The organism is Dongia deserti, assembly GCF_003574735.1.
Classification (GTDB): Bacteria; Pseudomonadota; Alphaproteobacteria; order Dongiales; family Dongiaceae; genus Dongia_A; species Dongia_A deserti.
Genome location: NZ_QORW01000016.1, coordinates 26,427 through 48,372, shown reverse-complemented (window position 1 = coordinate 48,372; position 21,946 = coordinate 26,427). Strand labels below are relative to the sequence as shown.

The 21,946-nt window shown below is 64.3% G+C and carries 25 protein-coding genes; 12 read left to right on the top strand and 13 right to left on the bottom strand.

What is annotated here, in order from left to right; translation table 11 throughout:
• Both DTX69_RS22245 and DTX69_RS22240 read right to left on the bottom strand, forming a co-directional pair.
• Nucleotides 1-447, bottom strand: coding sequence for a DUF421 domain-containing protein (locus tag DTX69_RS22245; RefSeq protein ID WP_119303785.1), 447 nt, complete (start codon nucleotides 445-447; stop codon nucleotides 1-3).
• 9 nt (nucleotides 448-456) lie between these two features.
• Complete coding sequence (locus tag DTX69_RS22240) at nucleotides 457-978, bottom strand: hypothetical protein (RefSeq protein ID WP_119303784.1); 522 nt, start codon at nucleotides 976-978, stop codon at nucleotides 457-459.
• A 161-nt stretch (nucleotides 979-1,139) separates the two neighbouring features.
• Between DTX69_RS22240 and DTX69_RS22235 the strand changes: the two genes are divergently transcribed.
• Together DTX69_RS22235 and DTX69_RS22230 are read left to right on the top strand one after the other, a co-directional pair.
• A complete protein-coding gene (locus DTX69_RS22235) occupies nucleotides 1,140-1,961 on the top strand; it encodes a potassium channel family protein (protein ID WP_119303783.1) in 822 nt (273 codons plus the stop codon).
• A gap of 88 nt (nucleotides 1,962-2,049) precedes the next feature.
• Nucleotides 2,050-2,610 (top strand): DUF924 family protein, encoded by a 561-nt coding sequence (locus tag DTX69_RS22230; protein WP_119303782.1) that lies wholly within the window; start codon nucleotides 2,050-2,052, stop codon nucleotides 2,608-2,610.
• 474 nt (nucleotides 2,611-3,084) lie between these two features.
• Here DTX69_RS22230 and DTX69_RS22225 read toward each other — a convergent pair whose 3' ends face one another.
• Together DTX69_RS22225 and gcvA are read right to left on the bottom strand one after the other, a co-directional pair.
• The gene (locus tag DTX69_RS22225) at nucleotides 3,085-3,759 is read right to left on the bottom strand and encodes a hypothetical protein (RefSeq protein WP_119303781.1); all 675 of its coding nucleotides are present in this window, start codon (nucleotides 3,757-3,759) and stop codon (nucleotides 3,085-3,087) included.
• On the bottom strand, nucleotides 3,756-4,682 hold the full coding sequence (gcvA, locus tag DTX69_RS22220; protein ID WP_119303780.1) for a transcriptional regulator GcvA: 927 nt from the start codon (nucleotides 4,680-4,682) through the stop codon (nucleotides 3,756-3,758). The genes DTX69_RS22225 and gcvA overlap by 4 nt, the downstream gene beginning before the upstream one ends.
• 131 nt (nucleotides 4,683-4,813) lie before the next feature.
• Here gcvA and DTX69_RS22215 point away from each other — a divergent pair, with 131 nt between their 5' ends.
• Nucleotides 4,814-5,038 (top strand): DUF1127 domain-containing protein, encoded by a 225-nt coding sequence (locus DTX69_RS22215; RefSeq protein ID WP_119303779.1) that lies wholly within the window; start codon nucleotides 4,814-4,816, stop codon nucleotides 5,036-5,038.
• A 143-nt stretch (nucleotides 5,039-5,181) separates the two neighbouring features.
• Nucleotides 5,182-5,418, top strand: coding sequence for a DUF1127 domain-containing protein (locus DTX69_RS22210; RefSeq protein ID WP_284735991.1), 237 nt, complete (start codon nucleotides 5,182-5,184; stop codon nucleotides 5,416-5,418).
• 11 nt (nucleotides 5,419-5,429) lie between these two features.
• Here DTX69_RS22210 and DTX69_RS22205 read toward each other — a convergent pair whose 3' ends face one another.
• Nucleotides 5,430-6,437, bottom strand: a complete 1,008-nt coding sequence (locus DTX69_RS22205; RefSeq protein ID WP_119303777.1) for an isopenicillin N synthase family dioxygenase — start codon at nucleotides 6,435-6,437, stop codon at nucleotides 5,430-5,432.
• Nucleotides 6,438-6,584: 147 nt separating this feature from the next.
• Between DTX69_RS22205 and DTX69_RS22200 the strand changes: the two genes are divergently transcribed.
• The 3 genes from DTX69_RS22200 to DTX69_RS22190 are packed head-to-tail and all read left to right on the top strand — an operon-like array spanning nucleotide 6,585 to nucleotide 8,731.
• Nucleotides 6,585-7,100, top strand: a complete 516-nt coding sequence (locus DTX69_RS22200; RefSeq protein ID WP_119303864.1) for a DinB family protein — start codon at nucleotides 6,585-6,587, stop codon at nucleotides 7,098-7,100.
• A gap of 38 nt (nucleotides 7,101-7,138) precedes the next feature.
• A complete protein-coding gene (locus tag DTX69_RS22195) occupies nucleotides 7,139-7,780 on the top strand; it encodes a LysE family translocator (RefSeq protein ID WP_119303776.1) in 642 nt (213 codons plus the stop codon).
• Nucleotides 7,781-7,789: 9 nt separating this feature from the next.
• Nucleotides 7,790-8,731 carry a proline dehydrogenase family protein gene (locus tag DTX69_RS22190; protein ID WP_119303775.1) on the top strand — a complete coding sequence of 314 codons (942 nt, stop codon included), beginning with the start codon at nucleotides 7,790-7,792 and terminating at the stop codon, nucleotides 8,729-8,731.
• Nucleotides 8,732-8,733: 2 nt separating this feature from the next.
• Here DTX69_RS22190 and DTX69_RS22185 read toward each other — a convergent pair whose 3' ends face one another.
• The 4 genes from DTX69_RS22185 to DTX69_RS22175 all read right to left on the bottom strand — a co-directional run bounded on the left by DTX69_RS22185 (nucleotide 8,734) and on the right by DTX69_RS22175 (nucleotide 12,223).
• Nucleotides 8,734-9,201, bottom strand: coding sequence for a DUF5680 domain-containing protein (locus DTX69_RS22185; RefSeq protein ID WP_119303774.1), 468 nt, complete (start codon nucleotides 9,199-9,201; stop codon nucleotides 8,734-8,736).
• Nucleotides 9,202-9,413: 212 nt separating this feature from the next.
• Entirely contained in the window at nucleotides 9,414-9,947 is a 534-nt protein-coding gene (gene infC, locus DTX69_RS22180; RefSeq protein ID WP_284735990.1) for a translation initiation factor IF-3, read from the bottom strand.
• A 330-nt stretch (nucleotides 9,948-10,277) separates the two neighbouring features.
• Complete coding sequence (locus tag DTX69_RS30340) at nucleotides 10,278-10,436, bottom strand: hypothetical protein (protein ID WP_162917458.1); 159 nt, start codon at nucleotides 10,434-10,436, stop codon at nucleotides 10,278-10,280.
• A gap of 2 nt (nucleotides 10,437-10,438) precedes the next feature.
• Nucleotides 10,439-12,223 carry a thiamine pyrophosphate-dependent enzyme gene (locus DTX69_RS22175; RefSeq protein ID WP_119303772.1) on the bottom strand — a complete coding sequence of 595 codons (1,785 nt, stop codon included), beginning with the start codon at nucleotides 12,221-12,223 and terminating at the stop codon, nucleotides 10,439-10,441.
• Between the two features lie 47 nt (nucleotides 12,224-12,270).
• Here DTX69_RS22175 and DTX69_RS30335 point away from each other — a divergent pair, with 47 nt between their 5' ends.
• The 3 genes from DTX69_RS30335 (at nucleotide 12,271) to DTX69_RS22160 (ending at nucleotide 14,540) form a co-directional block, all read left to right on the top strand.
• Nucleotides 12,271-12,495, top strand: coding sequence for a hypothetical protein (locus DTX69_RS30335; protein ID WP_162917451.1), 225 nt, complete (start codon nucleotides 12,271-12,273; stop codon nucleotides 12,493-12,495).
• Nucleotides 12,473-13,570 (top strand): ATP-dependent DNA ligase, encoded by a 1,098-nt coding sequence (locus DTX69_RS22170; protein ID WP_284735989.1) that lies wholly within the window; start codon nucleotides 12,473-12,475, stop codon nucleotides 13,568-13,570. Before DTX69_RS30335 ends, DTX69_RS22170 begins: the two co-directional genes overlap by 23 nt.
• A gap of 655 nt (nucleotides 13,571-14,225) precedes the next feature.
• The gene (locus tag DTX69_RS22160) at nucleotides 14,226-14,540 is read left to right on the top strand and encodes an HU family DNA-binding protein (protein ID WP_119303770.1); all 315 of its coding nucleotides are present in this window, start codon (nucleotides 14,226-14,228) and stop codon (nucleotides 14,538-14,540) included.
• A 187-nt stretch (nucleotides 14,541-14,727) separates the two neighbouring features.
• Here DTX69_RS22160 and DTX69_RS22155 read toward each other — a convergent pair whose 3' ends face one another.
• From DTX69_RS22155 to DTX69_RS22145, 3 genes are all read right to left on the bottom strand, one after another.
• The gene (locus DTX69_RS22155; protein ID WP_119303769.1) at nucleotides 14,728-15,795 is read right to left on the bottom strand and encodes an ABC transporter ATP-binding protein; all 1,068 of its coding nucleotides are present in this window, start codon (nucleotides 15,793-15,795) and stop codon (nucleotides 14,728-14,730) included.
• Nucleotides 15,795-17,996, bottom strand: a complete 2,202-nt coding sequence (locus DTX69_RS22150; RefSeq protein ID WP_119303768.1) for an ABC transporter permease — start codon at nucleotides 17,994-17,996, stop codon at nucleotides 15,795-15,797. The genes DTX69_RS22155 and DTX69_RS22150 overlap by 1 nt, the downstream gene beginning before the upstream one ends.
• A 63-nt stretch (nucleotides 17,997-18,059) precedes the next feature.
• Nucleotides 18,060-19,106, bottom strand: a complete 1,047-nt coding sequence (locus DTX69_RS22145) for an ABC transporter substrate-binding protein (protein ID WP_119303767.1) — start codon at nucleotides 19,104-19,106, stop codon at nucleotides 18,060-18,062.
• 134 nt (nucleotides 19,107-19,240) lie between these two features.
• On the opposite strand from DTX69_RS22145, the gene DTX69_RS22140 reads away from it, so the two are divergent.
• Together DTX69_RS22140 and DTX69_RS22135 are read left to right on the top strand one after the other, a co-directional pair.
• On the top strand, nucleotides 19,241-20,029 hold the full coding sequence (locus DTX69_RS22140; RefSeq protein WP_119303766.1) for an inositol monophosphatase family protein: 789 nt from the start codon (nucleotides 19,241-19,243) through the stop codon (nucleotides 20,027-20,029).
• Nucleotides 20,030-20,090: 61 nt separating this feature from the next.
• Nucleotides 20,091-21,152, top strand: coding sequence for a DNA topoisomerase IB (locus tag DTX69_RS22135; protein WP_119303765.1), 1,062 nt, complete (start codon nucleotides 20,091-20,093; stop codon nucleotides 21,150-21,152).
• Here DTX69_RS22135 and DTX69_RS22130 read toward each other — a convergent pair.
• Nucleotides 21,149-21,943, bottom strand: coding sequence for an endonuclease/exonuclease/phosphatase family protein (locus tag DTX69_RS22130; RefSeq protein ID WP_119303764.1), 795 nt, complete (start codon nucleotides 21,941-21,943; stop codon nucleotides 21,149-21,151). The two genes, DTX69_RS22135 and DTX69_RS22130, sit on opposite strands and share 4 nt — an antisense overlap.
• Nucleotides 21,944-21,946 lie beyond the last annotated feature (3 nt).

Below are 21,946 nucleotides of genomic sequence, written 5' to 3'. Positions count from 1 at the left end.
TCACCGGTCTTTCGGGATGACGGTGATCGACCCGGTGATCTCGAGCACGGCGAACTTGATCTGGTCGATGCTCTCCAGGCCCTGAGTCTCGCGCGCCGATTCTAGGATGTCGCTCTCGTCGATGCGGGCGTGACGCAGGCGTTCCTCGAGCACCGCGCCGTTCTCCACGACTATCATGGGAAGCCCGTCGATCAGCTTGGAGGAAGCGGGGACACGCCCCTTGATCAGCGAGAGGCCGACGTCGATTGCCAGCAGGGTGGCGATGATCACAAGCGCATTGGTGATGGAGAAGTCGTCGCCGAGCAGCGCCTGCTGCGTCGCCTCGCTGATGATCAGCAGCAGCACGAAGTCGAACGTCGTCATCTGCGCGAGCGTGCGTCGGCCGGAAATGCGCAGCACCACCAGCAGGAAACCGTAAACTGCGACGGTACGAAGGACTGCATCCATAGCTCGACCTCACGGGTAGATGAACTGACTGAGCCGCGCCGGCCGATTTTCGCCGATGCCGATCTCGCCGGTGACCACGCCGACGCTGCGCGCGCGCATGGTCATATGGACGGTGAGCGGCCCGCCCGCCGCGACGGGGAACAGCAGTTCAACCCCGCCGGCTATGCCGCGCTCCGTTCGTGGCTTGGGCGTGACGCTCTCGATGGTGAACGCCTCCATCACCGGCGCGCTGATGCGGATCGCGACCTCGCCCGCCCGCCGCGGTTCGACCGCCAGCTTGAGCTCGGCCGGCGCGCCATTGCGTTCGAACCGACCATAGGTGATGCGAAGATCCCCCGCTGGGCTTTCCACCGAAGCCATGCTGAGCGGCCCTTCGGAGAAAAGGCCGAGTAGGGCAAGGAGCACGATCAGCCACAGGACGACCCACCCGATCCGCTCCGCGCGCCATGTGCCGCGCTGGAACTGCATGTCTTCTTCGATCGGATGAGTGCGGTTTCGCCATGTGTCGTTGTCTTGGCGCGTTGGCGGCATTGCGGGACTCCCTTTGGCAGGAGAGATCAACCAACCGGCGTCTGGTTGGAACGTCGCACCGGCTGCGCGGGTTCCGCCAACGCGGCGTGCTGTCCGGCGCAAGGGCGGCGCGGGCGATGGCGGAAGCGGCGCAAACGGCGGCGACAGGGAGGACAAGACCCATGCAGGATTCGAACAGGCAAGATGCGAACGGGCGAGACCGGACCGAAGGCAACTGGGCGCTGTTGCGCGAGCTCGATTCCTGGCTGCGCGTGCCCATGATCGTGCTGAGCTTCGCGTGGCTGGTGTTGGTCGTGGTGGAGCTGGTGTGGGGCGCTTCGCACCTGCTCGAAGTGTTCGGCACGGCGATCTGGATCGTGTTCGTGCTGGAGTTCATGCTGCGCCTCTCGCTCGCACCCGACCGGCCGGCCTTCCTGCGCGCAGAATGGCTCACCATCATCGCTCTGATCGTGCCGGCGGTGCGGATGTTCGCCGCCTTCCGGGCGCTGCGGCTGGCGCGCGCGTTCCGCGGCCTACGCCTGGTCAGACTGGTCGGCACCGCCAACCGCGGCATGAACGCGCTGAAGCGCAGCCTCGGCCGGCGCGGGTTCGGCTATGTGATGCTCGCGACCGTGCTGGTCGCGCTGCTCGGCGCCGCCGGCATGCTCGCTTTCGAGCCAGCCCCGCAAGTGCCCGGCGGATTCCGCGATTTCGGCGACGCGCTGTGGTGGACGTCCATGATTCTCACTACCATGGGCTCGGCCTTCTGGCCGCAATCCGGCGAAGGACGCCTGCTCTGCCTGCTGCTATCGATCTACGGGTTCACGGTGTTCGGCTACATCACCGCGAGCTTCGCCACCCTCTTCATCGGTCACGAGGCCAGCTCGTCGGACGGCGAGGTTGCCGGCCCGGCCGAGCTTGCGCGCATCGAGCGGGAGATCGCATTGCTGCGATCGGCGGTGCTGCAGGGCAGCCATTCGCAGGGTGGGCGGGATCCGGCCTAGGCGGAACCGGCGCGCCGCCATCTCATCAAGTGAGATGATGCGTGCTATAAGCCGCTCGGGTAGGCATTCGGCGAGAGGTGCAGGCGGCATGACCACGCCACGCGAAATTCTGCAATTCTGGTTTTCGGAACGGGCGCGCCCGCTGTGGTTCGAGAAGAACACGGTATTCGACGAGGATATCCGCGCCCGCTTCGGCCCGCTGGTCCACCAGGCGCAGATGGGCGCGTTCGAGGAGTGGCGATCCTCGCCCGACGGGACGATGGCACTGGTGCTGTTGCTCGATCAGTTCGCGCGCAACATCTATCGCGGCCAGGCCAAGGCCTATTTGGGCGATGAGCGGGCGCATCAGATCGCGGATGAAGCGATCCGACGCGGCTTCGATCGCCACTATCCGTTTCCCGACCGCGTGTTCCTGTATCTGCCGTTCGAGCATTGCGAGACGCTCGCCAACCAGGACCGCTTCATCGCGTTGCTCGAAGGTTGCGTGCGCGAGTTTGGCGACGCAGCCGCCATATTCCTGGAATACGGCCATCGCCACCGCGACATCATCAAGCGCTTCGGCCGCTTCCCGCATCGCAATGAAGCCCTGGGTCGCGAGACGACGGAGGAGGAAGCGGAGTTCCTGAAGGGGCCGAATTCGTCGTTTTGAGCGAGCTACTTGCGTGCCCGCACCAGCAGCTCGTGCGCGACGGCGGCATCGATCAGCTCGGTTTTCCGTCCCGTCGATCTGGTTTGAGATGGTGTAGATCGCCATGAACTTGCCACGGAACGCGTCGCCCAGAATCTCCAGGCGACGCTCGATATCATCGGGCGGCGGCAGCTCGACAAAGGGATCGTCTTGCGCCCTTCGGGCGATTCGCAACGACCTTGTCAATGTGCCGCCTAATGGCGGCTCTCCGCTCATTGGGCAAGGGAGGATCGATCTTGATGAGTAGGGCACCGAGCGGTGCGCCAGTAGGTCATTGAACCGAATGCAGCCGCCGGGTCGCGCAGGTCGGAAGGATCGGCAGTGCTTTGCCCGAGCGAAAGGCCCAGGATCTGCTGCCTGGACGATTCGTCGGCGAACGGGGACGCAGAAAACGCAGTTATCAGGCCGACGAGAGCGAGCGCTTGCCGCACGTCGCTATGGCGCCGTGAGATTGAGCACCGTCTGTGCGCGGACCATGTCGATGAGGTCGGTCTGCATGCTCGCGATCTTGCCTTTGAAGGCGGTCAGATAGAACACGGCACCGCGGAAATCGGGCGTCAGCAGCTTGACGCGCGAGCGCAGGTCGGTGAGGCCGAAATCGCCGATCTGATGCGGCGTCGGCGTGAAGCTGAGGTCCAGCTGTTTCAGGATTGTCGCGCGCCGCGCTTCCGGCAGGCGCGGGTCGAGCTTAAGCAGGATCCAGACGCTACTGAGGTCGCCCTTCAACTCGGCGACCTTGTCGGGCTTGCCGAAGGTCGCCTCGAAGTTGGCGAGGGCGGCTTCGGGCTGCATGGTCTTTCCCTCGAATCCCTGGGTGAGGCGCGCCCAGAAGATGCGCCGGCCGTCCTCCTCCGACGAGAACCAGAGCTCGAGAGAGCGGTTCTCGGTGAAGCGGCTCTCGATATGCGGGATCGGCGCTTCGATCAGCACGCTGTCCTTCAAGACATCGTGCAGCTTCTCTTGGTAGATGCCCTCGAGATACTCGCCGTCGAGCGGATCATCGAGCGGCATGTCGAGGGGGATGTTCATCACGCGCTGGCGCGGCTCTTCCGCCAGGGCGACGGCCGATGCGGCGAGAAGGGCAATGACCCCCAGAACCAGTCGCTTCATGCCACCTTCGCTTCCTTGCACACTTCCACGTGCCCGCTGGCCTGTTCCATCAGCCAGTCGCGGAACGCCTTGATCTTCGGCTGATTCAAGGCGCCCTTGGCGTAAACGATCCAATAGCCGGTGTCGGTCTGGACGGTGAAGTCGATCGGCTTGATGAGGCGCCCGTGGCGCAGGTCATCGCCGGCATTGATGACATTGCCCATGGCGATGCCGAGCCCGTCGATCGCCGCCTGGATCAATAGGTTGGAGAAGTTGAGGCTGAGGTTGGATTTGATCTTCGCCTCCGGAAAACCGGCGCCTTTCAGCCAATCGGACCATTCGTCAAAGCCGGAGCGCATCCAGTCGCTGTCGGTCAGCAGCGGATATTGCAGGACGTCGCGCGGCTCCCGAATCGGCTTGTCGGGGGTCAAGAGGCCGGGCGCGCAGACCGGATAGATGTCGTTCCTCGCCAGCAACTCGCTTTCCAGATTGTCCCACTGGCCGCGGCCGAAGCGGATGCCGAGATCGATGTCGCGCCCGCCGATCTGCTCCACCGTGCTGGTGGCGGAAAGGCGCACCTGGATCTCCGGATGGCGGCGCTGGAAGTCGGACAGGCGCGGCACCAGCCATTTGGCGGACAGCGACGGCAACGCCGTCACGGTGAGCGGCCGATCCTTTCCGAAGCGCGTGACCTCCGCAGCACCGTCTGCCAGCTGCTCGAACGCGGTCTTGACCGGCCCCAGGAAACGCTTGCCGGCTTCCGTCAAGCGCACTTGTCGGGTCTTGCGCTCGAACAAGGGCTGGCCCAGCCACTCTTCCAGAGCCTTGATCTGATGGCTGATGGCGCTGTGCGTGACGTTCAGTTCCTGCGCCGCCTTGGTGAAGCTCTGCAGCCGGGCGGCGGCTTCGAAATAGTGCACTGATTTCAAGGGCGGAAGGCGCATTGCAGGCCCTTTCTAACGTGTCAATTTTTCTAACAGGAATTCTGAGAAACTATCGTTTGTCCGCGCTGGGAATCAAGCCCATTCTCCATCTCAACGGCGATGACGCCATAGAGAGACCTGTGAGGTGAGCTATGAAGTCCAACGTCTTTTCAAGCCCGATCAACGGCTTGTCGCGCGGTGTCGGGCACGAGATCGTCGCGGTTCTGGACCGCCTGCTCGAGACCCCCTTCGTCTGGGCGGAGCGGGCGGCAGAGCGCCGGCACCTGTCGGAACTTGACGATCATTTGCTGAACGATATCGGCCTCAACCGGGCCGACGTCGAAGCCATCAGCACCAAGCCGTTCTGGCGGCCGTGACGGCGAACACGAGTTCCATGCGTTTTCCGGGACGGCCCAACGGCCGTCCAGTCCAAGCGCGGCGCGAGGGACAGGGGCGGCCAGCTCTCACCCGACCCCTGTGAAGCGCCGCGCAAGGACCACTCGACAGAAGGAGATGGACCATGAAGTACCAAGCACACGGTATGTTGGACCTGGTTCCGCGGAGTGGTCTGGCGCAGATCGTCGCCAGCGACCTGGCACCCGTCCTGGATCGCATCATCGAGACGCCGATTGCCTGGCTGGAGCGCATGCGCGAGCGGCGGCAGCTGGCCGGGCTCAGCGACACCATGCTGAAGGATATCGGCGTCAGCCGCGCCGACGTCGAGCACGTGGTGGAGAAGCCGTTCTGGCGGTCGTGATCGCGAACGATCTATCGGCCTTGAGGGCGACGCAATCCCTCAAGGCCCTGGAACTCGACGAACTTGGTCATGGTCGACCACAGATAATCGCCGAAATAGAACGGCGTGAATGGCTCGATCCCTGGCAAGGGCAAGGGCTCGATCAATGCATCGGCTCTGGCGTCATGGAAGAACGGGATCGAAAACCGCTCTTCCGCGCGGCCGATCACCCGATGCTCGGTCGCCTTGATGCGACCGCCGGTCCATTTCTCCAGCAGCTTTCCGAAATTGACCGCCAGCGTTCCCTCTTCGGGCGGGATATCGATCCAGGCGCCATCGGCGGCACGCGCCTGCAGGCCAGGCACGCCATCCTGTGCCAGCAGTGTCATCAGCCCTGAATCCACATGCGTCCGGCCGAGCAGATAGTGGCGTTGGCCGTCGAGCGTGACCCACAAGCGGTCCTCCGGAACCCCGATCATGGATTCCGGTGGCCGCACCGGATAATGGATCAGGCGCAGTGTGGAGATCCCGCGCGCAAAGGCATCATCGAAAATACCCTCCCGCAGGCCGAGGCCGCGCGCCAGCGCGCGCATGAGAGCCTGCGCAACCCGCTCCATCGCCACGAAGTAGGCTGCGGCGGCCGCGCGCCAGCCGGGCAGCGCGCTGTCCGGCGGCAACGGCGTTGGTTCGCGCAATGGATCGCGCGGATCGACCACGTCGGCACCGAAGGCGATATCAGGGCCGATGTCGATCCCCTCCTTGTAGGTCTCGAAGCCGTTCTGCAGCGGGAACCAGCCGCGATAGACGTTGCGATGGCTCGCATCGAACTTCTGGCGCCAGAGCTTGCGTGTCTCGGCCGGCGGCAGATCGAACAGGCGCAGGAGCGCGCGCCGCGACCGGGCGCCGATCGGCACGTCCGCCGGCAGGCCGCAGACGGTCATGAAACCAATGGAGCTGGCTGCCCCCAGGATCGCCACATCGGTCTTCGCGCGGTCGGCCGGGTCCGAGAACAAGGCGGAAATGTCGATCCGGGGCACCATCGTTTTGCTTCTTGGTTGCACGGGGCAATTGGAGCGGCTTGGCGGCGCGCCGGTCAAATGCCAAAAGCCGCGAGGCCTGTTGCAGAAATGCGATGAGGCGATCTGTTATGCTGGCTTGCAAGCGTGTCGGAAGGGTGCGAGGAGGCGATGAAGGCGCATTTCCAGAGGATGGCAGTGTACAACCGCTGGGCAAATCAGCGGCTCTACGAAGCGGTGGGCAAGCTGTCGCCGGAGGAATTCGCGGCGGCACGCAGCGGCTTCTTTCCCTCGCTGCTGAAGACGCTCAACCACATCCTGGTCGGCGACGCAGTCTGGATGGGACGGCTGGAGGGCACCGGGAGCGCCGGCATCACCAGTCTCGATCAGGTTTTGCACGCGGAGTTTTCTGCCCTGAAAGCGGCGCGCGCGGCGATGGACGAGCGCATCGTTGCGTTCGTGGATGGACTTGCGCCGGCGCGGCTCAAGGAGGATCTGGTCTATCACACCATGGCCGGCGAGCCGATGACGATGCAGGTGGGTCAAGTGCTGGCACATTTCTTCAATCACCAGACTCACCATCGCGGCCAGGCACACGCCATGCTGTCCTCGACGACAGTTGAGCCGCCGGTGCTGGACCTGATCTATTTTCTGCGCGATCATCCGGGGATTGCGGAGGTGCGGTGAGATTGCGCCTCCTATGGAAATAGAAAGAGAGCTCAACCATGGATCCCGCGCTCGCCCTTGTCACCATTCTCGGCACGCTCGCCATCGGTGCGATGAGCCCTGGCCCGAGCTTCGTGGTGGTGGTGCGCGCGTCTGCGGGCTTCTCGCGGCGTGACGGGTTGGCGGCTGCGCTCGGCATGGGATGCGGCGGTCTTGCCTTTGCCGGCCTCGCGCTCGCTGGGTTGCAGGCTGTGCTGATGCAGGTGTCGTGGCTCTATCTGGTCCTGAAAATCGCCGGCGGTGCCTATCTCATGTATCTGGGCTATCGCATCTGGCGCGGCGCGAGGACGCCGCTGCCGACGAACGGCGGGCAGCCGACGGCGGCCGGCGGCTGGCGCAGGAGCTTCGTCGTCGCCTTGGTGACGCAGCTCAGCAACCCGAAGACCGCCATCTGGTATGCGAGCGTCTTCGCTGCCTTCCTGCCGCATCCGATTCCGACCTGGATGTTCTGGACCTTGCTGCCGCTGATCTTCGCGCTCGAGGCCGGCTGGTATACCATCGTCGCACTGGCCTTCTCCGCCGCGCGCCCGCGAGCCATCTATCTCGGCGCGAAGCTGTGGATCGACCGCTTCGCCGGCGGCCTGGTTGGCCTGCTGGGCGGCCGGCTGATCATGGAAGCGGTGCGCGGCCGCATTTCCTAAAGTGCCGCCATGAAGACTTGGCAGAGCTGGATGATCGGGCTGGCGCGCTCACCGGGCCTCGCGCGCTGGATGCAGGCCAATCGCGCAACCGCAGCCCTGGCGCGACGGTTCGTCGGCGGCCTGACCGTCGAAGACGGAATCGAGACCGCCAAACGCCTGTGGCAAGCAGGATTCAAGGCATCGCTCTACTATCTCGGCGAATATGTCGCCGATCCCGCACTGATTGCCGAGACGGTCCGGCAGAAAAAACTCGCCGTGATGCTGCTCAAGGATGCGCGCCTGCAGGTGCACCTCTCGGTCGATCCCACGCAGATCGGGTACGGGTATGACGATGCCCTGGGCGAACGCAACGCGCTGGAGATCGGGCGCTCGATCCAGCAATCCAGCGGCGACGCGCCGGTGTTGATGCTGGACATGGAGGATGCCGGCTACGTCACCCGCACGCTGGCGTTGCGCGATCGCCTCGCCGCCGAAGGGATTCCGGTGGGGCAGACCCTGCAAGCCTCTCTGAAGCGCACGGTCGATGATGTCGCGGCGATCATCGCAGGCGGCGGCAGCGTGCGTTTGGTGAAGGGTGCCTTCGCAGATCCCAGGCCGCATGCATTCCAGTCGCGCGATGCCATCGACGAGAACTACCTGGCCCTTGCGCGCATGATGCTGAGCGCGGATGCAAAGGCGCGGGGCTTCCGGCCCGTGTTCGGCACCCATGATGACGCGCTGATCGCGGAGATCCGCCAGGTCGCCGACACCGGAGGCTGGGAATCCGGCCAGTATGAGTTCGAGATGCTTTACGGCGTGCGCACCGAATTGCAGCGCCAGCTGCGCGAGCAAGGAGAGCAGGTGCGCCTCTATCTCCCCTTCGGGCGCGACTGGTGGCCCTATGCCGTGCGCCGTGTCGGGGAAAACCCGCGCAACGCCGTGCTGTTGGCGCGGGCGCTGCTGAGTGGTTGACGCTAGCGGATCAGCCCGCCGCAATATTCGAGCCGATAGACCACTGCGCCGTTGCGGGTGACGCGTTCGGTGCCGCGGAAGGAGGCAAGATCGCCCTCGCTGTCGTCTGAATAGTGCAGCGCGCCACTTCCCAACGTGCGTGGCCCCCGAAACGGCCGTGCGGGCTCGACGATATACAGGGCTTGGCGCAGACAGGACTGGATAATGGCGATCATGGCCGCGTCCGTGACGTCCGGCGCGATGCCGCCGCCATAGACCATGGACCAGATCACACGACCATCGAGTGCCACGGTTTCCTGGCCCGCGAACCGCGTCGTGCCGAAATGGACGTCGCGATAGAGGAAGCGTCCCGCGCGATATTCCAGCTGCCTGGAGCCGGTCAATGCCGGCGTAACCGATGCGTCATCGCTCGCGGACGCATAGGTGCTGCGCTTCGCGGCGACCAGAAACGCTGAGAGTTCGGAGAGCATCCCACCTCGCTCGTGCAGTCATTGCTGGCCCCTCCTTACATGGAGCCAATGTCAGGCTTTGGCATGACCGTGCGAGCAACTGCAGAGCGGCTAGGCTCGTGCCCGTCGATTTCTGCGCAGGAACGCGCGACACCGCCTTTAGATTTCGTTTGCAAAGCATAAGGGCGCCGCTTTCGTTCGGCGCCCTTCCTGCAATTGGTCGGCAGTGCCGCCTATTTCGGCGAGATCACCATGATCATCTGGCGGCCCTCCATCTTGGGCGCGCTTTCGACCTTGGCGATGGCATCCAGATCCTGCTTCACCCGATCCAGCACCTTCGCGCCCAGTTCCTGGTGCGCCATCTCGCGGCCGCGAAAGCGCATGGTGACCTTCACCTTGTCGCCTTCCTCGAGGAAGCGGTGGATGCTGCGCATCTTCACGTCGTAATCGTGCGTGTCGATGCCGGGGCGCAGCTTGATCTCCTTGACCTCGATGACCTTCTGCTTCTTGCGCGCCTCGTTCTTGCGCTTCTGTTCTTCGTATTTGAACTTGCCGAAGTCGAGGATCTTGCAAACCGGCGGCGTCGCGTTGGGCGAGACCTCAACCAGATCAAGGCCGGCGTCGGCGGCCATGCTGATGGCTTCTCGGGTCGCTACTACCCCCACCATGGTGCCGTCCTCGCGCACCAAGCGCACTTGCGGGACGTTGATCTGGTGATTGACGCGCGGTCCATCACTGCGGGACGGCGCGGGCTCCTGGGCAGGCAATCTAGCTATGGAAGGCTCCTGTAAGTTGTTAAGCACTTGAAATAAAAGCACGCAATCGAGACGAGCCCGATTGCGCTGAAGCCATTATGCCACAGCCGAGAAAGCGGGGGGAAGGGGGTGGCCGGGGGGTGCACGCCTTTCCCGAGGCCGCCGGCGCGGCCACCAGGGGCAGGCGGGGTCGCCGGAGCCCTGGTCCGGCTGCCGTCGTCCGGGTCAGGGCGCCGGGCGCTTCGCCAAACCCCTGTTCGGGTGCCGCCATCGTCGTCGCCGGCTTCGTTGTCGCCGCGGCCCACGTCTGCGCACGACTGGAACTGCCGGGCAGTTGAGGGATTAACGTCCCCACAGCGACAGCAAGAGGCCGAGCAGCACAGCAACGGCGAGCGCGCCGAAGAAGACAATGCGCTGCCAGCGCTTGCGCAGGATGATCTCACCACCGCGCGCCTTCTCGGCGGGGTAGGGCTCGGGGCGGTCAGGTTTCGTATCCGGCATGGTCAGGGCTGCAAGGCGGTGCGCGCGGGTTCTTCCTGCATGGCGCGCTCGATCTCTCCGCGTGCCTGCGGCATCTGCTGCAGAGCCTTGTTCATGTTCTCGACGTAATTCTCGCGGCGCTTGGGCGGCAGCATCGGCTCGGCAGCATCCACCACCGCATCGACCAGCACGGGGCCGGCATGCGCGAAGGCTTCATCCATGATGGCGGCGCAATCGTCGGAACGGGTGATACGTAGGCCCTTGAGGCCGCATGCTTCGGCGATCCTCGCGAAATCGACGGAGCCGAGGGAGCAGGCGAATTCCGGGTGTCCCAAGAACATCATCTGCTCCCACTGGATCTGGCCGAGCGAGGAATTGTTGATGACCACGATCTTGATTGGCAGGTCGTATTTGCGGCAGGTCGCCAACTCTCCCAGCGACATGGACAGACCGCCATCACCGACGATCGCCACCACCTGGCGCCCCGGATAAACGAGCGCGGCCGCGATCGCGTAGGGCACACCCGCACCCATGCAGGCGAGCGTGCCGGAGACGCCGAACAATTGGTTCGTTCGCATCATCACGTATTGCGCTGCCAGCCCGGTGTTGTGGCCGCAATCGGTGACGATGATCGCATCCTCCGCCAGGCGCAGATTGAGGTCGCGCACCACGCGCTGCGGCTTCAGCGGCTGTCCCGGCCGTTCAGCACCATCCTCGAGCGAGGTCAGCCATTCCTCCTTGGCGGTCTGAATTTGCCGGAGGAAGTTGCGGTCATCGCGCGGGGTCAGCTTGTTGATCAGTGCCCGCAGGCTGAGCGCGGCATCGCCCACGATCGGCACCTCGATCGGATAGCGCAGGCTGATACGTGTGGGATCGATATCGATCTGGACTGCGCGCGCCTGGCCCGGCTTCGGATAGTATTCGATGTAAGGGAAGTTGGAGCCGACGATCAGCAGCGTGTCGCATTCCTCGAGCGCCTGCTGCGACGGCCGCGTGCCGAGATAGCCGACCCCGCCCATGACCATGGGATGGTGATCGGGCGCCGCCGCCTTGCCGAGCAGCGCCTTCACGATGGGCGCGCCGAGCAGCTCCGCGATCTCCAGCAATTCGACACGCGCATGCATGGCACCCTGTCCCGCCAGGATGACGACCTTCTCGCCATTCCTCAAAACCTCGGCGGCGCGCTCGATCGCCTCCGGCTTGGGGTGGCGTTCGGCCTCGACATAGGCAGTGCTGACGTGGTGCGGCTTGTTGCGGGGCGAAGGCTTTGCTTCCTCGATCTTCTCCTCCTGCACGTCGACCGGGATGGCGATATGGGCGACGCCGCGGCGCGCCAGCGCCGTGCGACACGCGAGCGATGCGGCGTTCTCGATATGGGCCGCGTTGAAGATCGCCGTGGAATAGGCAGCGACGTCGCTGAACAGGCGCGTATGGTCGATATCCTGCTGGGTGGAGGTCTGCATCAGGTCCTGGTAAGGCAGGCCGGTGATGGCGAGGACTGGCGCGCGGTCGAACTTGGCATCGTAGAGGCCGTTCAGCAGATGCACGCCGCCCGGACCGGTGGTGGCGAGGCAGCAGCCGAGCTTGCAGGTCCACTTGGCGTGGGCGCAGGCCATGAACGCGGCACCTTCCTCGTTGCGCGCGAGGATGAAGCGGATGCGATCCTGGCGCTGGCGCAGGGCTTCCATGATGCCGTTGATGCCATCTCCGGGCAGGCCATAGATCGTGTCGATGCCCCACTGTTCCAGCACGTCCAGAAGGATATGAGAGGCGGTTTTCGGTGTTGGCTGGGAAGTTGCGGCGGTCATGGCATCGTTCCGGACTGGGTTTACGGTCGTCCCATCGGGAACCTCCGATGGGCGAAGTCGTTGCAATCGGAACGGCTCGATTCGAGAGACCCATGGCCAGACGCGAGTTGATCGCACCGAAAGGCGATAAACGCCATGTCCGTCGAGACAAAGAAGGGCGATTCAAGGAAAGCGACGATGTCAGCCGCTCCATCTCGCAAGACATCCGCCAGCGCGCCAAAACCAGGGCGAAGTCCGGGCAAGGCGACCGTGGAGACCGAAAGGCCCGCTGAGCCTGCAACCCCACGGCTGCGCGCCAAGGTCGGCTTGGGCTCCCTGCCGGTCCGGCCGGGCACGCAGCCGATGGAAGCGAAGTTGGTGGAAGAGCTGCCGAAGGAGGAAGGCTGGCAGTTCGAGCCGAAATGGGACGGGTTTCGCTGCCTCGCTTACCGTGCCGGACCCGACGTCGAGCTGCAGTCGAAGTCGGGCAAGTCGCTGGCGCGGTATTTCCCGGATGTGGTTGCGGCGCTGCAGACTCTGCCGCTCGATCGCTTCGTGTTGGACGGCGAGCTCGCGATCCTGAGCGGCGATGCGCTCTCCTTCGATGCTTTGCAGAACCGGCTTCACCCGGCAGAAAGCCGCGTTCGCAAGCTGGCGACAGAGGCGCCGGCGATGTTCATCGTGTTCGATTGCTTGGCGACCGCGGAGGATGGCTCTCTGATGGAAGCGCCGCTCACGCGGCGGCGCATGGCGCTTGAGCGTTTCTTCGCATCCCTTGGCGATCAGCTGACTCTGCGCCTCACGCCCTATACGCGCGACGCGGCGACCGCGCGCGGTTGGCTTAAGAAGGCGCGAGGTTCACTCGATGGCGTGGTCGCCAAGCGCCTGGACGGCCGCTACGTGCCGGGCGAGCGCGAGATGCTGAAGGTCAAGCTGCTGCGCACGGCCGATTGCGTGGTCGGCGGCTTTCGCTATGCCGCCGACAGCAATCTGGTCGGCTCGCTCCTGCTCGGGCTCTATGATGACGCAGGAAAGCTGCACCATGTGGGCTTTACCTCCACCATCAAGGACGAGGAGCGCAAGGCACTGACCAAGCGGCTGGAGAAGATGATCGAGCCACCCGGCTTCACCGGCGAGGCACCTGGGGCGCCGAGCCGCTGGAGCAACGAGCGCTCGGCCGAGTGGAAGCCCTTGAAGCCCCAGCTTGTAGTGGAAGTGAAATACGACCAGGTGACCGGCAATCGTTTTCGCCACGGCACGCGCCTCTTGCGCTGGCGTCCCGACAAAAAGCCCGACCAATGCACGTGCGACCAGCTCCAGCGCGAGGCACCGCCAGCCAAGCTGGTGGCCGAGGTGATCGGCCGCTAAGGCCTATTTCTTGCGCGGCTCCTCCAATTGTGCATCGGGTTCGATGCGGCCGGCGCGCATCATCTGCACCTGTCGGACCAGGGCGCGCGCAGCGTTGCAGATGTCCGCCGAACGGTGGCCGGGCAGGTCACTTGACGTGCGACTCGGACAGGGCACGCGTTCAGGAGTCTCATTTGGCCCCGTGGCGCGGACCTTACCGCGATCGGTCGCCAGTGATCTCGATCACATCTTCGGTCGGGCGATATAGGCCATCCGAGTCAAATCGAGTTGGCCTCGGCGCGCCCCGCGTTGTGTCAGATGCGCGATTTCGACCTGCGGGAGCAGGCAAAGCGTTGAGTCAAGATCAGCGCGCAAACGCTTGATAAACAGCGCATGCATGCACTCTTCCGACTCTCCGAGTCGCGGCATCAGAGAGGAAGTCGCGACTCGAATTGGTCTTGGCGCGCCATCGCACGCTGCGATCAAGAGGCAAGAAATGCCCACCCCGCAGGCCTTTCCGGCCCTTCGCATATTATCCACAAAGCGTTTTGTGATGGCCCGACTCGCAGAATAGGCGTAATAATCACGCGTTTCCGACTGATCGGCCTTGTCTTTATCGACCGGTCGTGATTCTGTCCGGGGACTGATCCCCTACTGACAAGAGAGGCTTATAACCATGGGAATCAAACCATCGAAGGGCGCGAAGTCGACCCCGACGACCGTCACCCAGAAGCATCTGGCTGCGGACATCGCCGCCGCGCATGACCTGTCGAAGAAGGCGGGCGAAGCGATCATGAATGACGTGATCGCCCTCCTGGTGAAGAACCTGAAGAAGGGTGCCCGCATCCGTCTCGCCGGTCTCGGCGTGCTGCAGGTGCGCAAGCGCGCTGCCCGCATGGGCCGCAACCCGGCGACGGGCGAGGCCATCAAGATCAAGGCGAGCAAGAAGGTCGCGTTCCGCGCGGCCAAGGAACTCAAGGAAGCGATCTAAACCGGATCGAGCTTCCGGGGTCTTGTTAGACAAGGCCCCTAAGACGGGGGTTTGGGGGACGATCGATAAAGCGCGTGTGAGAAGGATAAGTGCCAGGCCGCTCCGGCTGGGTTGCTTGTCCCTAAGGTGTTTCAGCCTGCTCGCTGCCGCGCCCGATCGTTCCCTCCCGGTCTACTCACCCGACCGTTCAGGTGCGCGCTACGACCGACAGGTGCTGCGGATCCAGCTGCAGCGCGACGGTCGCGCCTTGCTCAAATCGCCTGCCGACCGGCTGGGCCAGGAACAGCGAACCGAACGGCGTATCGAGCGTGTATTCCCAATGTCCGCCCAGATAGGTCGCCTTGCGGACCGTCGCCGTCAAACCTCGCGCCGCGCCGGCATCGGCGAGCGCAACCGCGGCTGAGCGCACCACCAGATAACCCGCGCTGCCACTGATACGCGGCGCCCGTACCCGCAGCTCGGTGTCGCCAAAACGCACGATGGCGAGCGCATCTTCGCGCCGCAGGATCTCGCACGGGATCAGGTTGGCGGCGCCGATGAAGTCGGCGACGAAGGAATCCGCGGGCCGCTCATAGAGATCGGCCGGCGTGCCTTCCTGCGCGATCCGGCCCTGGTTCATCACCACGATCTTGTCGGAGACCGCGAGCGCCTCTTCCTGGTCATGCGTGACGTAAATCGACGTCAGTTCCAGTTTCTGCTGCAGCTCACGAATCTCTTCGCGCATGCGGCGGCGCAGCTTGGCATCCAGATTGGAGAGCGGCTCGTCGAACAGCAGCACTTGCGGCTCCAGAACCAGGGCGCGGGCGCAGGCAACGCGCTGCTGCTGCCCGCCGGAGAGCTCCGAAGGCAGGCGCTCGTCGTAGCCATCAAGACCCACCAGCCGGAGCCCTTCGCGTGCCTTCTCCAGCTTTCGCGCCTTGCTGAGCGAGGCGTCGGCGAGGCCGTAGGAGACGTTCTCGAGCACGGTCATATGCGGGAACAAAGCGTAGGATTGGAACACCATACTGACGTCACGCTCGTTGGGCGGCAGCAGCGTCACGTCCTTGTCGCCGATCAGGATGCGGCCGGCGGTCGGCATCTCGAGGCCGGCGACCATGCGCAGGGTGGTGGTCTTGCCGCAGCCCGACGGCCCCAGCAGCGTGACCAAAGTGCCGGCCTCGATCGTGACCGACACTTCCTCCACGGCCATCACGACGCCGTACTGCTTGCGCACCTTCTCTAGCACTACGGCGGCGGAGCGGTTGACGATGGTCATCACGAGGTCCCCAGGGCTGCGGGCGTTCCGAACGTGCGGCGGGCGCGGCGCTGTTCGCCCACGCCCAGCTGGATGAGGCCGATCGCCGCCAGCATGCAGAGGATCAGCACCGAGGAATAGGCTATGGCGACGCCGAAGTCCGAGATCTCCACGCGCCCGACGATGTAGGCGGTGGCGAGATTGTATTGCGCGCTGACCAGGAAGATGACCGCGCTGACCGACGTGATCGCCCGCACGAAGGCATAGACCAGGGACGCAATGATGGCCGGGCGCAGGAGCGGCAGGATCACGCGCCGCATGGTGGCGAAGCTCCCGTGGCGCAGGGTCAGCGAGCATTCGTCAAGACTCTTGTCGATCTGGCTCAAGGTCGCGAGGCCGGCGCGGATCGACACGGGCATGTTCCGGAACACGAAGCAGATGACAAGGATGAGTCCTGTCCCGGTGAGCTCGATCGGCGGCACGTTGAAGGCGACGATATAGCTGATGCCGATCACCGTGCCGGGAATGGCGAAGCTCAGCATGGTCAGGAACTCGAAGCTGTTCTTGCCGAAGAAGTTCTGCCGGTTCAGCAGATAGGCGGTCAGCAGGCCGATCGCGGCGGTGAGCGGTGCCGCGATGGCGGCGAGCTCGATGGTGGTGAAGAAGGACGGCCAGGCACGGCCGCTCCACAGGATGCCGTGCGGTCCCCAATCGATGCCGAAGGCGGTGATGTAATGCTGGAATGTGGGCGTGTTGTTGAGCCCGAGTGAGCGCACGAAACCACCGGCCAGGATCATCAGGTACAACAGCACGGTGAAGGCCAGCCACGGCATGGTCGCGGCATAGATCAGGACTCTCAAGCCCCGCGGCAGGATCGCCGGAATGCCCGCATCGCCCTTACCGGAAATGGTGGTGTAGGAGCGCCGCCCCAGCCATTGCCGCTGCAGCACGAAAGCCGACAGGGTCAGGAAGAGGAGGACAATGGAGAGCGCCGACGCACGGCCGGGATCGTTCTGCGACCCGACGATGGCGAAGAAGATATCGGTCGATAGCACATCGTAATTGCCGCCCAGCACGAGCGGATTGCCGAAGTCGGCCAAGCTCTCGACGAAGCCGATCAGGAACGCATTGGCGAGGCCCGGCCGCAGCAACGGCCAGGTCACGGTGCGGAAGGTGCGCCAGCGGTCCGCGCGCAGTGTCTGTGCCGCTTCCTCCATGGACGGGCTGATGCCTTCGACCACTCCGATCAGCACCAGATAGGCGATGGGCGTGAAAGCCAGGGTCTGCACCAACAGCAAGCCGGAAAAGCCATAGATCCAGCGGCTGGGCGGAATACCGAACAGATCGCTGATGAGGGCGGTGCCGACGCCGCTGCGGCCGAACAGCAGGATGATGCCGAGACCGATCACGAAGGGCGGCGTGATGATGGGAAGCACCGCCAGCAACCGCAGCAGCCCCTTCGCGCGGAATCCCGTGCGCTTGTGCAGCAGCGCGAACGCGAGGCCCAGCAGCGTCGTTGTGATGCCGGTGGCGACTGCCAGCCACAGGGAGTTCCAGAACACGCCGCAATAGCGCTGACCAGCGAAACAGCCGAGGGACCAGATATCCTCCGTGGTCAGGCGGCCCAAGAGCGCGCCGAGGGAAAAGCCGCCCGCGGCGTCGATCGCTGCTTCCACCAGCACGGCGGCGATTGGAAAGAACACGAACAGCAGGATCGATGCCACAACCAGCGCGATGGCCCCGACCAGAAACTGATCGCCCCGCATGGCGCCCCGCCGCGCCATGCCGGCGGCGATCAGCAGCAGAAAAATGGTGCCGGCGACCAGCGCGCCGGTTCCAAGCCCGTCCTGGGGCGGCACCGGCCCGAACATCGCTTCCAGCGCGGGCAGCGACCACCCGCGCAGCCCGATCAGGAAGCCCTGCAGAAAGAGATAGCAGATCCCGAAGATGCCCCCGGCGAGCACCAACGCTGCTGCACGCCGGTGACCGAACAGCGCCGGCACCGGCAAAAGTAGCCCCAGGAACAGCGGCCAGAGCCACGGGCGTTCATGGAACGCGGCCAGCAACGTCGCCGGGGCGGTGCTCGCATCGGGATAGGAGGCGAGCCAGGCAAAGCTCCAGAAGCCGCTTTCGATCGCATACCAGGGCAGCAGGGCAAGACCCGCCGCGCCCGCCGCCAGCAGGGCGAGCAGGATGCGATCCTGTTGGGCCGAACCTGCCATTGCCGACTGAATCGCAACCGGCGACGGCTCCTGGCCGCCGCCGGTTGCGTTCTCCCGGTGCGACTACTGGGCCGCGCCGATTTCTTTGTCCCAGCGGCTCAACAGACGCTTGCGCTCTTCCGACGAGCCGTATTTGGCGAAGTCATAGTTGATGAGCTTGATCTCGGACAGCTTGGGGGCTGCCTCGGGGATCGGCGCGCTCTTGTTCGAGGGCACCTGGAAGGAATTGGCTTGCGCGCCAAGCGCCTGCGCCTCCGGCGTCAATGCCCAGTCGTACCACTTCTTCGCATTGTCCGGGTTCGGACCGCCCTTGATGATGCTCATGGAACCAACCTCGAAGCCGGTGCCTTCGCAGGGTGACACGACGACCATCGGCACGTCGGATGTGACGGCAGGCGTCACCAGGTCATGCTGGAACGTGATGCCGATCAGGGTCTCACCGCGCGAGGCCGCCTGGGCTGGTGCCGCGCCCGACTTGGTGTACTGGTTGACGTTTCCGTTGAGTTTCTTGAGATAGGCGAACGCGTCTTCCTCGCCCAGGATCTGTACCATGGTGGCCAGGAACGTGTAGGCCGTGCCGGAGGAGTTCGGGTTGGCGATCTGGACCTCGCCCTTGTAGTCGGTCTTGGTCAGATCGGCCCAGCACTTCGGACCCTCGACACCTTTCTCCTTGAGCACGTCGGCGCTGTAGCCGAATCCGAGCGCGCCCATGTAGATGCCGACCGTCTTGCCGCCGCCGGTCTTGTGTTGCGACACGGCCCAGTCATTGAGGTCCTTCAGCATCGACGATTCATAGGCTTCGGTCAGGCCTTCCTCGGCGGCCTGCAGATGCGGATCGCCGGTGCCGCCCCACCAGATGTCGCCCTTGGGGTTGGCGGCTTCGGCCTTCACCTGCGCGAAGGTCTCGCCCGAGCTCTTGCGCGTCATCGCGACGGTGATGCCCGTCGCCTTCTGGAACTCATTGACCATCAGCTGGCACCACTCCTCCTGCACGGAGCAATAGATGGTCAGGTTGCCCTCGGCCCTGGCATCGGTGACGGCCATTGCCGCCGAGATGAGTGCGGCCGCGGCCACGGCGGAAAGCCGGGCGGCTGCGAAAGATCGGGTCATCGGTTTCCTCCACGTAGAATGTCTCGGCCGTTTTTCGGCCGATTGTGAAAGTTTTGTTACAAGTTCACATTGACCGATCGGGCGCCGTCTGGAAAGTATGAAAAGTTGCTGCAGTGCAAGATCAGGTGAGGGCCATGGATCAGAACGAGCTCGGGCTGCGCTACCGGTTCGCCCAGGGCGTGGTGCGGGAGGCCGGGCAGATGGCGCTGGATCGCTATCGCCGGCGCGAAAGCCTCGCCGTCGAACGCAAGGGCCGGCAGGACTTCGTCAGCGAAGCGGACAAGGCGTGCGAAGCGTTCGTGGCCGGTGCCTTGCTCAAGGCCTTTCCAGAGGATTCATTCCTGGGCGAAGAGGGCGGCTTGCAGAATGCGGGCAGCGCGGCGACCTGGATCATCGATCCTATCGACGGCACCAGCAACTTCATCGCGGGCATTCCGATCTGGTGTGTGTCGCTGGGACTGGTCATCGGCAGCCAATCGGTGCTTGGCATCATCTACAATCCTGCGACTGAAGATCTCTATGCCGCACGGGCGGGTGAGGGCGCCTATCTCAACGGCAAGCGCATTCGCGTCAGCGGGGCGCGCCGACTGGAAGAAGCGCGCATGGGCCTCGGCTTCAGCTACCGCCGGCCAGTGCAGGACCATGTGAAAGCCGTCAGCGCCTGCCTGGAGGCGAGCTGCGAGTACACGCGCTTCGGCTCCGGTGCGCTCGGCATGGCATTTGCGGCCGATGGCAGGCTCGACGGCTACTACGAGGCTCATATCAATGCATGGGATGTTGCGGCTGGCCTGGTGCTCATGACCGAGGCCGGTGGGTGGTGCAGCGACTTCTTCGGCGCGCCCGATACCCTCATCAAAGGCAATGTCATCCTGGCAGCTGCACCCGGCTTGGTTGAGCCACTGCGCAAGCTGCTCGCCGTCTGAAGGAACTGACGGAACTCAACCAGTGTTTCATTCCTCGGCAGGAATGAGGCGAGTGGGCGGCATGCGTAGCGTCAATGAAGCGCTCAGACCAACCGAACCGTCGCCGATAGCGGGCGACGCGGAAAGGGCCGGCCTCGAATATGTGAACGATGACGACCCGGGCATACGCCGGCAGAAGCGCGGCAAAGGCTTCGTATATCTCGACAGCAACGGCAAGCCAGTGCGCGATCCCTATACCAGGGCGCGCATCCGTTCACTGGCGATTCCGCCTGCCTGGACCGACGTGTGGATCTGCGCTAGCGAGAACGGCCATCTGCAGGCGACCGGGCGCGACGCCAAGGGGCGCAAGCAATACCGCTACCACGTCGATTTTATCGCGATCCGGGACAGCGCCAAATACGAGCGCCTGGTGGACTTCGCCAAGTCTTTGCCTGCATTGCGAGCCGAGGTCGCCAGACGGATGGCACTGCCCGGCCTGCCGAGCGAAAAGGTGCTGGCCACCATCGTGCACCTGCTCGACGTCACCCTGATCCGCATCGGCAACGACTCATATGCGCGCGAGAATAACAGCTATGGCGTCACCACCCTGCGCGATTCCCATGTGAGGATCAACGGCAGTGAGCTGCGCTTCCACTTCAAGGGAAAGAGCGGCAAGGCCTGGCGCCTCACCATGCGCGACCGCCGGATCGCGAAAATCATCCGATCCTGCCAGGAGCTGCCGGGACAGCATTTATTCCAGTATCTCGATGAGAAAGGCGACGTGCTGCGCGTAACGTCGACGGACGTCAATGATCATCTGCGCAGGCTGTCCGGCGGGGAGGTCACGGCGAAAGACTTCCGCACCTGGGCCGGCACCGTACTGGCGGCCAATCTGTTGCACGAGACCGGCGGGCCCGCCAGTGCCACCGCCGCCAAGCGGCAGGTCCGCGCGGCCTTGCAGGAAGTGGCGGCGCGCCTCGGCAATACAGTCGCGATCTGCCGCAAATGCTACGTGCATCCAAGCGTGCTGGAGGCTTACACGACCGGCGAGCTGCGCCTGCGGCGGATCGCTGCCAAGGACCATGCATTGCCGCCCGAGGAAGCGGCGACCCTGCGCTTCTTGCAGCGCCGGCTCAAATCCTAATTAGCAACGGCTTGCGGGATCGCCAGGTTGGCCGGTGCGCGCTCCATCGCCATCGCGGCAAGATCGACCTCTGCATAGACCGGTAGGTGATCCGAAGCGCGCCGCGCCGTGGTGTCGATCCAGGACCGCAGCAGCGCCCGGCCGGGCCGGCAATAGATGCGGTCAAGGTTGAGCATCGGTCGCCAGGAGGGAAAAGTCCTCTGCATCGTGTGTGTCGGGATGAGGGTGGTAAGCGTCGAACGCACCCGCCCGTGCCAGTCGTTGAAGTCGCCCATCATGAGCAGGCCGCCCGGCATGATGGATGGATCGGCATCGGGGTCGCCCCGCACCAGCGGCTCGAAGACGTCGAGCTGCGGGCGGATCTCATTGGGCCTGAGGCCCAGATGCGCAGCGATGACGCGGATATAGCCGAACGGGCTTTCGATCGTCGCTTCAATGGCGCAACGGGTCTCGCGCTTGGAGACATGCAGCTCATGGATATTCACGTCATGCATCGGCCAGCGGCTGATCAGTACGTGACCATAATGGCCGTCCGGCGCGACGATCGTCCGCGCTTCCGCCGTGTGGCTGCCCAGCACCTTCCTCAACGCGGCGAGGGGCAGGTTGGTCTGATCCTTGCCGCGTGAATCCACTTCCTGCAGCGCCACGATGTCCGGATCATGCGGCTTGATGAGGTTGATGATCCGGTCAAGATCGTAGCGCAGATCACTGCCAATCGCGCGGTGGATGTTCCACGTCAGGACGCGGGCATAGCGCTCCGGCGCCGCGTTGTTGACGTTCTCTTGGTTCATCGA